Source organism: Vibrio sp. 397 (assembly GCF_033339395.1).
Lineage (GTDB): Bacteria > Pseudomonadota > Gammaproteobacteria > Enterobacterales > Vibrionaceae > Vibrio > Vibrio alginolyticus.
The window spans coordinates 96,963-109,863 of the sequence record NZ_JAWOUN010000009.1 but is presented as its reverse complement, the minus strand read 5'-3'; the positions used below and the strand labels follow the sequence as shown (position 1 = coordinate 109,863).

The window sequence follows — 12,901 nt, the reverse complement described above, 5'->3', positions numbered from 1 at the left end:
AGTTCAAATGTACAAAAATACTTAGGTTTAAATTTAGACCTAGTCGATGTAGTGATTAGACAAAATACATGGGAATATTGCCAGAATAGCAAGGTATCAACGTTAATTGAAAAACGACATAGAGTAAAACTACCAAAGAATAAAATGAGTAAATATTGCTTCGAATCTTAGTAAGAGTAATCGAAAACTAAGTTATTTTTTATCAGAAGATCTATTTAACTTTAGTTAAATAGATCTTCTGATAACGTATTTTATGGTAAATGGCCATTATGTTTAATACTCACAAATTTCAAATTCACAGGGGAAAGAGATTTCACATAGTCAACTTTCTAAAGGAGGTATCTAACTTATTGATATTTGGTAGGTGGTAACAACTACGTGTACAAAATTCCAATCGTCGTGAATTTAACATAACATAGATAATATACACTAAGAGTGTAAGAGCAATTTTAATATGTCATCTTATACTTAATGAACATGCAGAGCTTTGAGTACCTCAACCGATGCTAAATCCCATGATTGACCGAGACTTTAATCGTATTACAGTGATGCAAAATGTTCGCGAACACCGCCTTCGTCAAATCGACGATTTAGGCTGCAAATATATATAATTTAAGTCCTCGACAATTGGAAGCTTATTTAGTCAGTTAAGCCAGTTTGGTGCTTCTACGTTAGCACATACGTCAAGAGCCGAATCAAGCAACCGACGTTTTCTTTGCCTAATCATCTGAACATCATGGGAGCTCAATACTTTGATTTGTAGCTAACATTCGCTTGTGAGGTTCTAACGGAACAACACAACTTGGCTCTGACTGTCTATACACTAAGTCAGTTGATGACAGTCGATGGCCCCACGTGCCACACTAGCCATTTGCTTGCCAACCTCGTTATTCACATAGGTCAAATAATAAATAGTATTTTCAATTTCTGAATACAAAGGTGGAAGGTTATCATTAAGGTTCCAACCTCATTTTAAAGTAAATTGTTCTGAGCTCCTTGCTCTAAGTAGACCTCAGTTGCTCTCCCCAACATCCCCCTAGCCTTCACTCAAAATATTCACATTATTTCAAAAGATACGTCTCTTAACATCCTAAAAATGGACGCATCTATCGCTTTGGCAACATCACACATTGAGCTGTCTAAAGCTAAAACATGCTCTTAAGTTGATAACTTAAGATAAATCCACCACAGCCTTAATTACTCACAGTTGTAGATATGCCCTGGCAAAGGGTCTTTTTTGTCCTGACCGATTAGCGGCTATTTGGTGGGACTGTAATGGCAATTGGATGGCAATAATCAAGCTAATATACCCGATGGACATTTAATAAGTGAGTAAAGTATTACGTCACAGTGAGAGTAATCGGACACTTAAAGGTCATAGAAAGGAGCCCAAAAGGACAGTGTAATTTTTGATATTTACAAATATGGGAGAAAAACAAGTCTGTCAAACAAAACGCAGACCCTTCTTTAGAATTAAAATATTTTAATACTTTTAAATTTAAAATAATTAAAAGGGCTTCGCCAAAATATAGATCGAAATAATCAATGTCAAGTTCTTTAATATTGCATTGTGATCGGGGGATGACGGGTTGGCTGGGGCCGAGCTGTCGGGGGTGACCCCCAAGAAGCGGGAAATTAAGCATTTAGGGCTTTAGCCCTAAGTGCTTAAATGGATAATTCGCTATATCCAGAGTGATCAATTGACTCTGTCATGGTGATCTTGCGACCAAAGAATGACCACTCTAATTTACGTACTAAACGTGTTTTGTACTGGACTTCTGAAATTACAGAAGGCGTAGTTTCCACACCAAACGTTTCTCTCAGTAACTCTTGTGCCTTAGCAACTATTGACCCCTGCGTAATCTCGAATTGAAGATCGAACAACTTTTCTTTCACAAGGTCTCCGATAGGTGTTTCTGAGGCTTTGCCGAATTCATATTTTATTCCCAGTTCACAGTAGACAGCGTTTGGAGTTTTTTTCTGAAATTCCGCGCTAAAGAATCTCCCCTGAGTTAAACCCATATCGTTGTCACCAACTTGACCAATAATCTTGCCGTTAGTGATGTAGAAGTTATGAACTGTTACTTTCATTTTTTGTCCCGCCAGTAGTATTCCCAACTGTTTCCATTATACCAAAACCAGATTAAAATACCACATTAAAACACAAATATAGGTAAAATATACTTAACTATTTTAATTGACTTATATCCAGACAAAGACGACACAATAGGGCTCGATAGAGGGTTAGCTTTTTAGGCGAAGCCGTTAAGAAAAGCGTTGAAACTTCTTTTAGCTGCCGAAGGCAGATCATTTAGGCCACCAGCACCTGCCATAGCAATGACAACGGGGTTTATGTTGGCATTGCTATGGCGCTGGAGGTCTAGCAGCCTTGAGCGATACATTGAAATGCATCAAACCTTATTACTGCACTATGGATGACAACGTGTTTTTGTTGGCGTCCATAGTGATTTAGGTTTGATTGAAATTTCAATGACAACACTTAGCGAGGAACGAGCTTTAGTGATGTAGGGGTAAGTCCGGCGGGTGGGCCTCGGTGGCGACTAGGGGGAACCCCTGTTAGTGGAGAGCGTCCAATTGAAACAAATTTACTTGTTACAATTGGATAGTTATTAGTATTAAAATTAAAAGTATCGCCAATTTTACTCTTTGCTTTGTACTCGTTTTCGTTTTGATAGTTTCTACAATTTTATCTATTAGACCGAAAGCCTCTGCAAACCCAACAATTAGTACAAATACTGTAAAAGCATCAGCCACATTTGAGAAACCCAAACGCTCAAAAATAAATGTTAGAGCGTCAGCTACTGCGTAAATGCGTAATAACAATGCTGCTAAATTCAATATGTTCCCCCTACCCTTAATATATTCCTTTTCAATTAGCTAGTATGTTCAATTGATATATGACAGATATCGCTAGATAAGTTTGAAACTAGATAATAATGAATCTGGCTCATTGGTCTGTTCGATTATTAAGGATTGTCCTGACACATCCCATTCATAAGTAGAAACCGTCTTTCCCCTAAACTGTTTCATCACTTTTAACCTAGGTTCATTAAACTTCTTCCCTAGCAGAAACTTACCTATTGAAATTACTTTTGATAAAGAAGAACCACGATGCCCTTCCTCTGATAAGCAACTTAGGATTTCTACGATATTATGTCTTGTGTCGATATCCGAGTTAGTACCTAAGATAAAAGCTATGTCTGAGTCCATGTATATTGAATCATTGATCACCTTTTCATAGGTAATCGAAATAAACTTACCCTCTACTAAACCGACATTGTTTTTCCCAACATAACCGAATAAACGACTGCAAATAATGGTGTAATTATTGATGATAACTTCTAATTTCATACTGCCCCCAAGCCTATGATATTTATTTGTTCAGAGTATGTATTATAAATAAACGCAACTATAAATACCATATTAGAACACACAATAAAGTAAAATATACTTAACTATTTTAGTTGACTTTAGACCGGACAAAGACGACACAATAGGGCTCGACAGAGGGTCAGCTTTTTAGGCGAAGCCGTTAAGAAAAGCGATACAAAAGCTTCTAGCTCGCCGAAGGCGATTCATTTAGACCACCAGCACCCTGCCATAGCAATGACAACGGGGTTTATGTTGGCATTGCTATGGCGCTGGAGGTCTAACAGCCTTGAGCGATACATTGAAATTCATCAAACCTTACCACTGCACTATGGATGACAACGGATTTTTGTTGGCGTCCATAGTGATTTAGGTTTGAATGAAATTTCAATGACAGCACTTAGCGAGGCACGAGCTTTAGTGATGTAGGGGTAAGTCCGGCGGGTGGGCCTCGGTGGCGACTAGGGGGAACCCCTGTTAGTGGAGAGCAAATATTGCCCAGTAAATCTGAGCAATATTTATCTATTGATGGTCGAATGACAACGCTGCTCTTTCAAGCTCCTTCTCTAGCTCCACAAGGCGTGTCGGAAGTAACGCAAATGAAAACAAGGTCAATAATGATTCGATTGAATCCCGCCATTGAGCCGTTGACTGAAGTATTTCTAGAACCCCGAAATCTGCACAAATCTGTTTTAGCTTAACTTCATTGTTAGCTTTTTCTTCACGCTTAAGGGCAACCTTAAAGAATTCATCGAATTTATTCTGAGACATTTCTTTGACTGAAACAAAGCCAGTTCCTTTTTCTGTCCATACCATTAGATGCGGTTCTCCGCTGAATACACTGATCTGGTCTTTATAGTGCTTACTAATTAGCTCAATCTGTTTCTCGGTTCTCATAGTGGTGCCCCTACTTCAATAAACTAATGTGATTTGGTTTGTTACTTAATAGCTCTGCGATCTCAAACTGCTCCGCTACATACTCGACATTAGGGATTAAGGTAGGCTCCCATGTACTAAGCGCGACCTTTCTGCCTTGTTGAACATCATCAACAATGTTGTCTAGACTTTTGACGCTACATACCTCATACAAGCTTGTACCAAATTCATCATTCTCTACTACACATGTAGCGAACGTGCCAACGTCCTTAGATTCAATGATTAATAGACGTACTTCTGACTCCTGTTTAACCCCGCCTACTATATGACCAATAGTCACTTTTTCAATGTTTTGAATAACTGTCTTCATAATGCCCCCAAGCAATTTAACAATATAAACAGTAACTTACTTGTGTTTAGTATATCAAACCACCCAGTTAAATACCATATAATAACACGATATATTAAAAAATAAGTATTGTCCTTTCGATTGACATTAGCCCCGACAAAGGCGACACAATAGGGCTCGATAGAGGGTCAGCTTTTTAGGCGAAGCCGTTAAGAAAAGCGATACAAAAGCTTCTAGCTCGCCGAAGGCGATTCATTTAGACCACCAGCAAACTGCCATAGCAATGACAACGGGGTTGATGTTGGCATTGCTATGGCGCTGGAGGTCTAGCAGCCTTGAGCGAGATAAACTTTTGGACCCTAGGGTAGCAATCTGAATGACAAATTCTTTTCTTTGGCAATCAGATTGCTCTAGGGTTTCATTAAATGAAGCACTTGAAGAGGAACGATTCTTAGTGCTTAGGGGTAAGTCCGGCGGGTGGGCCTCGGTGGCGACTAGGGGAAACCCCTGTTAGTGGAGAGAAAATTGTGAATGCGTTATATTGTTTACTCGCAACAAAAAGCCCTGAGCTTAGTCAGGGCTTCTCTAATTAAAACTTGGTTAAGCGGCTTGTTCTGTTGCTCCATCAATGTCACCACTATCATCGCTCATACTTTGAGAACCAAAGTACTGATCCTCTAACTTTTGCCGTGCTTCAGAAAGTGGTACACCCAGGGTTGTAAGGAGTTTATTTGCAGCCAAGTCAATGCTAGTTTTATTCACTGACATATTGCCACTCTTGTCATCTATGATGCGGCCAGTAAAGTCAGACGTACCTAGATCGCGTGAGTAGTTAAGTTCTTCAAGCTTATCCCACTGAACTGCTTCGAGAGAGCCATAGTGATTCATTGCGATATTTCCAGCTACTGCAATAGCCTTTAGTGTAGCTACATGAGTCAGAATACAGGTATTACGGAATTCTTCTGCTGACGTATCGCTAAATGCTAAGCCTCCCCAACCCATGGCTCTAGAAACAGTAGTCCAAAACTCGTTTGCTAGCTGGTACTTTGAATCAGAGATTTCTTTTACTTCCTTACTCAACCCCAGCAGGATTTGGTTGATATCTTTGATAGCTTTCAAAGGAAAGTACTTTTCAGACTTCTTGGTGATAGTATTGTGCTCCATATCAACCAGGTCTTTAAACGCAACGCAGTTCTCAGTTATGTAACGAGCTAAACATGGAAGAGGGTCACGTGTATTAAAGGCATCTGAAATACTTTGTTGAGGTTTGGCCAAGTTTTGGTTGATGTCACAAAAGCCCAACTGCCTCTCTTTAAGTGTCAAGTTCGTGTATAGCATAATAGGAACATCTACGTTCTCTAGATCAAAACCTAACTCGGCGAGTTCATCACACAACATTTCTAGAGCGAAGTCGATTCCAACAGAACGATGTTGGCCATCGAATAGCTTAATGGAGCTATCCATAGATATATGAAGTAGACCAACTCGCGCTCCTTCCATAACCTCTTCAAATTCAGGCTTTTTATCTTTCTTCGACACAACCACACCAATGATAGTTGGAATGATGTAAAAACGCTTATAGTTGTTCACAAGGTATTTCGCGAAATCTTTCGCTCGCTTCATATTTACCTCTCGCTGGCTACGTTTAAGTACACTACCCTTGTTATCGATGTTTAGTAGTGAGACCAATACTGAAGCTGGAACATTCACTAGATGAAATGGTTTGAATTGCTTACCTACAGTACAAGGAAGTGAGTATGCGAAGTTTTTATCAATTGACATATTTTAGCCCCCAAGCTATTTAAAAATCAGTTAACATGAAAACTATGTCTTTGTTTTCATGTATTTATTATACACTCTTACCCCTATAAATACCACATTATAACACCAAATATTTATAAATTATTGTTCCCATATTTTATTGACTTTGGGAAGGACAAAGTCGACACAATAGGGCTCGTGAGAGGGTCGGCTTTTTAGGCGAAGCCGTTAAGAAAAGCAATACAAATGCTTCTAGCTCGCCAAAGGCGAAACTTATGGCCACCAGCAAACTGCTAGGTTGGTGACAACGGGGTTTTGTTGGCACCGACCTAGCGCTGGAGGTCAACAGCCTTGAGCAGCAGAACTTGGTGAGGGACGAGCCATAGGGATGCAGGGGTAAGTCCGGCGGGTGGGCCTCGGTGGCGACTAGGGGGGGCCCTGTTAGTGGAGAGCTAAAATCTCACAAACCCACCTAATAAAAAGAGGCTCCCTTGGGAGCCTCTTTTTAGCGTATGATAAAAATCATCGATATAGTCATGTTTGAGTAATCAAGCACTCTTTATGACCAAATAGTGCAAAACACCCTGAATATGACAAATGTTCATTCCCGGTAAATCTATTCAGATACACTCTCATTTGAACTAGGTAGTAACCGGTATCAAAATGCTCGTTGCAAACTTCACAGTCGCCAAACTTACATGTACCACTGCCAAGCAGTGTTAGCCTATACACATGTCTTAGATCACTTGTATCAGTCATCACTCAATTACCTTGTAGTTTAATCTATCCTAGAACTGTAAAGCCTTTAAGTTTTGCAAACTTGTTTGACACACTAAATCCTTTGACGACATCTAAAGGTAATCTCTGTCTTTTTATTATCCACCATGCTTTTCTTATGTGTAGCAATGCGAGTCTACGTTTTTTATTTATCGTCTCTTCTTGCTTTGTTGGTCCGCAATTTCGTAGGTAACTAAGAAGCAGACAATACAGACCATCTAAGCATTCGACCTGAAACCATATGTCACTGCCAAAACTTGGAATGTCCTCCAGTTCGAAACAAACCTGTTGCTTTCCATCAATTTCTCTAAATTTCATATTGCCCCCAAGCAATTGCTAACAACTATTATATATTATAGCAAGTGGCCGAGTTAAATACCACATTTATACACATGTAATTTTGGTAGTCTATTGAGAGCTTTGATATTGAAAGAGACTGATATTATGTTTTCTTCTGGCTTAAGGCTCGATAGCGGACCTGAGCCGCTATCATAGGGTTATTTTATTCTTAGATGCTCACCACGCTCATCCGGCTTTAGAGTGAAGAGTATGTAATCAACCTGCTCTATACAGATCTCATAATCATCGTTGATTAGTAGCACCTCCCTATCATCAGTACTGGATGTGTATTGCTGGGTAACCTTCCCTTTTAATACTTTATCTTTATTGAATACCTTTAATCCTACTAATCTCATACATTCTCCTTACTAGCAGTGATTGAATGATGAACGGCCTCCTTATGGAGCTCTAATATCTCCTTGCTTGTAAGGTAGCTATGAATCTCATTTATTTTCTTAATTACTTCAGAATGATCGTTGAAAAGTTGTTTGCGCTTATCCCATACGACTTCGTGGTGTGCTAGCTGTCCTGGTAGTGTCTTGTCATGAATGCCATAGACATATGTCCCTTCTCTGATTTTCTTTTTGACCAGCATCTTAGACATTAAAAAAATGATGAGTAGGTCCGTTTCTATGATCTGAGTAGTGAGGATAATACCGAAGAATAGACAGTCCTCCCGGTCTACGTCATCGATGTGAATCCCATTGTAACCATTCGAAAAGTAATACACTGGACTGCCTGGTTCCAGATTGTATGAAAAATAGAGATATGCATTTTCATTCTTCTGGAATAGCTCTTTCCTTCTCGCAATCTGAGTACGATATTGATCCATGTAATTATAGTTACAGATGTGCATTTCAGGGCACAACGATATGGTCTTTCCGCAGGTAGTTATGTACTTCTTTCTCTTGCTTATAGATAAGCTGCTTATTGTTTTGGTCATATTGCCCCCAAGCAATTGTTTTTTAGAATGTATTGTTACATTAGCAATTAAAGGAATTATACTAAAACACGCCATTAAATACCATATTAAAACACAAATTTAAGTTAAATATAGTTAACTATTGAGATTGACTTTTGCCCGGACAAAGACGACACAATAGGGCTCGATAGAGGGAAAGCTTTTTAGGCGAAGCCGTTAAGAAAAGCGATACAAATGCTTTTAGCTCGCCGAAGGCGATTCATATGGCCACCAGCATTCTGCTAGGACTGTGACAACGGGGGTTTGTTGGCATCGTACTAGCGCTGGTGGACAACAGCCTTGAGCGGCAATACTTGGCGAGGCACGAGACCTAGCATTGCAAGGGTAAGTCCGGCGGGTGGGCCTCGGTGGCGACTAGGGGGAACCCCTGTTAGTGGAGAGTAGGTAAGCCGCAATGTTAACTCATTGCGGCTTACCTGGGGTCAAATACCCATTAATTAGTAAACACTTAGGTTTATTACTTCCGTGCCGCTTTCAGCCAATGTAGCAATTTCTGGTTCAATATCTACCAGTTGGTCATATACTGAAAGCTCCTTGGCAGCGGCTATGTCTAGATAATATTCAGTTTTATCGGGGGTAGTAGCAATTGCATTCGTCTCTGGCAACGATTCAGCTTGAAAAGCTGCTATTGGTAAGTACTTAAACATGTCTTTCCTCCTAACATTTACAAATGATCTTGATTGTCAGATGACACTCATTGCTCTTTCGTAGAACAGACAGAAGTTCGCTCTGTCTGTTTGAATTCTCTCTTTAACCTTATCTTGCGTTGATTCTCTTAGCGCATCTAACACCTTTACTAGTATGGAAGCAGTGAATGCGTCTATCAGTAGTGGTTGAAGACCTAGTTCTTTAGATTCATCAGTAAAAGAAATTGTTGTGAGTGATTTATTGATTAGTTCATTTGGCCAAACAAAGAGCATTGCTTGGCCTTGAGCGACTTTTTTAAGATTATCGTAATTGCAGAACTCTGTTTTCATATTGCCCCCAAGCAATTGTTTTCAAATAGATAGTTACATAAGCAACTAAGGAAATTATACTAAAATACGCCCTAAAATACCACATTAATACATTTTACATGGTAAAATATACTGAACTATATTGATTGACTTTGGACCGGACAAAGGCAACACAATAGGGCTCGATAGAGGGTCAGCTTTTTAGGCGAAGCCGTTAAGAAAAGCGATACAAATGCTTTTTGCTCGCCGAAGGCGATTCATATGGCCACCAGCATTCTGCTAGGACGGTGACAACGGGGGTTGGTTGGCAATGTCCTAGCGCTGGTGGACAACAGCCTTGAGCGGCAGCACTTGGTGAGGAACGAGCCTTAGGGATGCAGGGGTAAGTCCGGCGGGTGGGCCTCGGTGGCGACTAGGGGGAACCCCTATTAGTGGAGAGTAATTTTTATGTTTCGATTGTAGTTGATTGGTTTTATGTACACCAGAGACAAAAAAGCCCCGACAATATTGCCGGGGCTGGTCGCTTGGGGAGCGGTTATTCTGGTGCTGGTTCTCTATATACCAGCAATCTTCCACTAATTGACTTTTGATTGCTCTTTCCCTTATGGGGGACACAGATAGAGTACAAGGAAAAATGTTTAGCCTTCACCACTTCTGTTAGGCATTGGCTTTTAAACCTTCGCTCGAGAATGTTCAGGCTGTCTTCTAAAGTATGCGAAAGAGGTTCAGGCTTTCTCTCTACTGCTGACCCACCTAAATTGTAATAATATAATTTCCACATAAAAAACAACCCAAAACCAATACCAGGTCTAATGTACATTCAAGCTAATGTTTGCTTCAAGTTCGAGTGTGAAAATCGTATCTTCATAGCTATAAACCACAGTGTTATTACTAACGATTGGTTCTGACATTAAGAACAACTCTGACATATCGAGAAATGACTGCTTATCTATCTGTTCCTGTGGAAAGCTACCCACCTGTACTGTGATAACCTTAGTAAATCCAATCCATTTCTTTACATCTTCATGTTGCTTTTTCTTATTGGCAATCATAGATTTGATGTAGCTACTTCCTTGCCCTTCCTTCACTTTTCCACTTTCGACGCTGACGACTTCGGCCTGATTAAGCTTGATAGGCTCCTTGGTAGAGTTGTCTTGCTGACCATTACTAGATGGCTCGTTAAGGCATGAGTAATCAGCCAACATACCAATGCATTTGAAGAAGCCATTTACATCCGAACGGTCAGTAAAATGAAAACCTGGGATAGCGCCATCAGATTTAAACTTTGAGTAATACCCATTGTTCTCCTTAGCCACTGAAAGCAACGACTTAAAAACATCAGGGCTTTGTTTTTCTTCGAAGTTCACCACGAAAACTAAATGGCCTTTTTTTGTGTGATGCATCACCTCAATTGGCTTGGCCTTCCCAACAATAGAGTTCTTAAGGTCTACTTCGGATTGATTACTACTGTTTTCTGTTTTCTTGCCAGTAACCTTCTTTTCTGGAATAGCTATTTCTCCATAAGGAACACTTGATTTTTTATCGTTCGTGTTGAGCACTATCTTCCTAATTTCTATACCGCAACGAATGTAATCTTTATTTGTCAGATAAAAGCCTCGTCCCATAGAATACTTTTCTCTGTGCTCTGTACTAAGCTCTTTGTCGGATAGGGCTGCGGTGTCTTGGTGGTTTAGCGCTGCTTTACGCATCTCAGAAAATAGATCACGGGTGTGCTTTGACCATGCCAGGATGATGGTTCTATTAGTTAGTGTTTCATAATAATCAGTATAAGGGTCTGATCTATCACTCATAGAGGTAAATTTGGCAACGATAACCGCCTGGGCATCTTCAGGGATAGATAAGTTGTCCTGGAAAGCCTCTACCGCTTTCCGATGTTCCATTATGCGCTTTTGCCTTTCTTCGTATGCTTTCTTTTCTTCCTCTTCCTTGCGCTTAGCTTCTTCGGCAATAATAGAGGAATAAAGTGCCTTGTTCTTGCTGTTGTCGATATCTTCTAAATCGACCTTAGTTAGAAAACCAAACTCAAGCAGCTCTTCTCGTGTCAATCGCTCCTTGAATTCTTCTACATACGATTTCAACTTCCCTAGGCGCTCTTTTATACTTTTGTCGCAACCACGACCCAGGCTTAGGTCAATATTGAAAATCGTGCCAGAATCGAAAGTTACCTTAACATCTGTCTTTTCATACCCTAGTTCGCATTTTGCAGCTACTTCATGAGCAAGTTGTTCAAAATCTTCGATAGAGTAATCTTTCTCTTCAAGCATTTTTGATTCAGAAAATAATACAGTAACTGAAATTGGTTTAATCATCGTTGCCCCCAAGCATCGGAAAAATAGATTAAGAATAAGTTGTTCTCTTAACTTAAAAACATTATAACTCACACCCTCAATAAATACCATATTAATACACTATAAATAGTAAAATATACTTAACTTTATTTATTGACTTTGGCCCGAACAAGGGCGTCACAATAGGGCTCGATAGAGGGTCAGCTTTTTAGGCGAAGCCGTTAAGAAAAGCGATACAAATGCTTTTTGCTCGCCGAAGGCGATTCATATGGCCACCAGCATTCTGCTAGGACGGTGACAACGGGGGTTGGTTGGCAATGTCCTAGCGCTGGTGGACAACAGCCTTGAGCGGCAGCACTTGGTGAGGAACGAGCCTTAGGGATGCAGGGGTAAGTCCGGCGGGTGGGCCTCGGTGGCGACTAGGGGGAACCCCTATTAGTGGAGAGAAAATTCATCTCAATATCTTGTTCACAGGACAAAAAAAACTCAGTGCTTAACACTGAGTTTTTTTGAGGGGTTTTGAAGTATCTCTACTACTTTTGGTTCAGATGATGAACCGTTGGTATTGAGGTATATTTCACGTTCTCATCGATTTGACCCACCGCGCTGACCGAGGGAGAAAGTACTGCTATTAATAAGAAAGCGATAATATTGTTACTCATAAGATTAGCTCCTAGTTGCCGAACGAAATAAAACTTTATACTGGTAATCCTCAAGAAACTTTAGCTCGAGGTCGAAGGCTTAAAATTCTCGTGTAAATAGCATATTTCTGTTTTGCCAAATCTTTAGTAGTAACATGTGAGCTCTTACCTAACTTAGGTTCTGTTTGACTGTCAGTGCCTAGCATTTCTTTTAACACTTCAAGCTCAGCCTCGAGGGTGTCATTTGATGAAATGTATCCAATATAGTTGAATACATCCTGGGAAGAGAAACTTAAGCCATCAGCTTTCTGGTGCTCATGCCGGGAGATATAGCAGCGCTTACCGTTAATGATATCGATATGATAAGCCTCTACAATGCGGTCACCGTATCCATCATCCCAGCCATTATCTTTGTTACGGCCATATAGCCGTGAATGTCTGTAATGAAACTTGAGAAATTGCTTCATTTCTTCAAAAGAAATGAGAATATTATTGTGTCTCATATTGCCCCCAAGCAATTG

12 protein-coding genes are annotated in these 12,901 nt (G+C 40.1%); all 12 read right to left on the bottom strand.

Features of this window, described 5'->3' with window-relative positions:
• Positions 1-1,665 precede the first annotated feature (1,665 nt).
• Entirely contained in the window at positions 1,666-2,091 is a 426-nt protein-coding gene (locus tag R7P36_RS15745) for a hypothetical protein (protein WP_025767165.1), read from the bottom strand.
• 522 nt (positions 2,092-2,613) lie between these two features.
• Positions 2,614-2,859, bottom strand: a complete 246-nt coding sequence (locus tag R7P36_RS15740) for a hypothetical protein (protein WP_025636793.1) — start codon at positions 2,857-2,859, stop codon at positions 2,614-2,616.
• Positions 2,860-2,931: 72 nt separating this feature from the next.
• Entirely contained in the window at positions 2,932-3,372 is a 441-nt protein-coding gene (locus R7P36_RS15735) for a hypothetical protein (RefSeq protein ID WP_025767164.1), read from the bottom strand.
• 540 nt (positions 3,373-3,912) lie between these two features.
• Complete coding sequence (locus R7P36_RS15730) at positions 3,913-4,287, bottom strand: hypothetical protein (RefSeq protein ID WP_025767163.1); 375 nt, start codon at positions 4,285-4,287, stop codon at positions 3,913-3,915.
• Between the two features lie 10 nt (positions 4,288-4,297).
• Positions 4,298-4,636 carry a hypothetical protein gene (locus R7P36_RS15725; RefSeq protein WP_025636798.1) on the bottom strand — a complete coding sequence of 113 codons (339 nt, stop codon included), beginning with the start codon at positions 4,634-4,636 and terminating at the stop codon, positions 4,298-4,300.
• Positions 4,637-5,215: 579 nt separating this feature from the next.
• Positions 5,216-6,397, bottom strand: a complete 1,182-nt coding sequence (locus R7P36_RS15720; protein ID WP_025767162.1) for a DGQHR domain-containing protein — start codon at positions 6,395-6,397, stop codon at positions 5,216-5,218.
• A 1,253-nt stretch (positions 6,398-7,650) separates the two neighbouring features.
• Positions 7,651-7,848 (bottom strand): hypothetical protein, encoded by a 198-nt coding sequence (locus R7P36_RS15715; protein ID WP_025636691.1) that lies wholly within the window; start codon positions 7,846-7,848, stop codon positions 7,651-7,653.
• Positions 7,845-8,435, bottom strand: a complete 591-nt coding sequence (locus R7P36_RS15710) for a hypothetical protein (protein WP_139364688.1) — start codon at positions 8,433-8,435, stop codon at positions 7,845-7,847. Before R7P36_RS15710 ends, R7P36_RS15715 begins: the two co-directional genes overlap by 4 nt.
• 476 nt (positions 8,436-8,911) lie before the next feature.
• Entirely contained in the window at positions 8,912-9,121 is a 210-nt protein-coding gene (locus R7P36_RS15705) for a hypothetical protein (protein WP_025636820.1), read from the bottom strand.
• Positions 9,122-9,157: 36 nt separating this feature from the next.
• Positions 9,158-9,451, bottom strand: coding sequence for a hypothetical protein (locus R7P36_RS15700; protein WP_025636822.1), 294 nt, complete (start codon positions 9,449-9,451; stop codon positions 9,158-9,160).
• A 788-nt stretch (positions 9,452-10,239) separates the two neighbouring features.
• The gene (locus tag R7P36_RS15695; protein ID WP_139364687.1) at positions 10,240-11,760 is read right to left on the bottom strand and encodes an LPD25 domain-containing protein; all 1,521 of its coding nucleotides are present in this window, start codon (positions 11,758-11,760) and stop codon (positions 10,240-10,242) included.
• Positions 11,761-12,451: 691 nt separating this feature from the next.
• Entirely contained in the window at positions 12,452-12,883 is a 432-nt protein-coding gene (locus R7P36_RS15690; protein ID WP_025636572.1) for a hypothetical protein, read from the bottom strand.
• Positions 12,884-12,901: the final 18 nt, after the last annotated feature.

Excerpts from the sequence above, each read along its gene's own strand:
- R7P36_RS15705 (WP_025636820.1), bottom strand. The coding sequence starts at position 9,121 with ATGTTTAAGTACTTACCAATAGCAGCTTTTCAAGCTGAATCGTTGCCA.
- R7P36_RS15695 (WP_139364687.1), bottom strand. The coding sequence starts at position 11,760 with ATGATTAAACCAATTTCAGTTACTGTATTATTTTCTGAATCAAAAATG.
- R7P36_RS15735 (WP_025767164.1), bottom strand. The coding sequence starts at position 3,372 with ATGAAATTAGAAGTTATCATCAATAATTACACCATTATTTGCAGTCGT.
- R7P36_RS15725 (WP_025636798.1), bottom strand. The coding sequence starts at position 4,636 with ATGAAGACAGTTATTCAAAACATTGAAAAAGTGACTATTGGTCATATA.
- R7P36_RS15745 (WP_025767165.1), bottom strand. The coding sequence starts at position 2,091 with ATGAAAGTAACAGTTCATAACTTCTACATCACTAACGGCAAGATTATT.
- R7P36_RS15710 (WP_139364688.1), bottom strand. The coding sequence starts at position 8,435 with ATGACCAAAACAATAAGCAGCTTATCTATAAGCAAGAGAAAGAAGTAC.
- R7P36_RS15690 (WP_025636572.1), bottom strand. The coding sequence starts at position 12,883 with ATGAGACACAATAATATTCTCATTTCTTTTGAAGAAATGAAGCAATTT.
- R7P36_RS15715 (WP_025636691.1), bottom strand. The coding sequence starts at position 7,848 with ATGAGATTAGTAGGATTAAAGGTATTCAATAAAGATAAAGTATTAAAA.
- R7P36_RS15720 (WP_025767162.1), bottom strand. The coding sequence starts at position 6,397 with ATGTCAATTGATAAAAACTTCGCATACTCACTTCCTTGTACTGTAGGT.
- R7P36_RS15730 (WP_025767163.1), bottom strand. The coding sequence starts at position 4,287 with ATGAGAACCGAGAAACAGATTGAGCTAATTAGTAAGCACTATAAAGAC.
- R7P36_RS15700 (WP_025636822.1), bottom strand. The coding sequence starts at position 9,451 with ATGAAAACAGAGTTCTGCAATTACGATAATCTTAAAAAAGTCGCTCAA.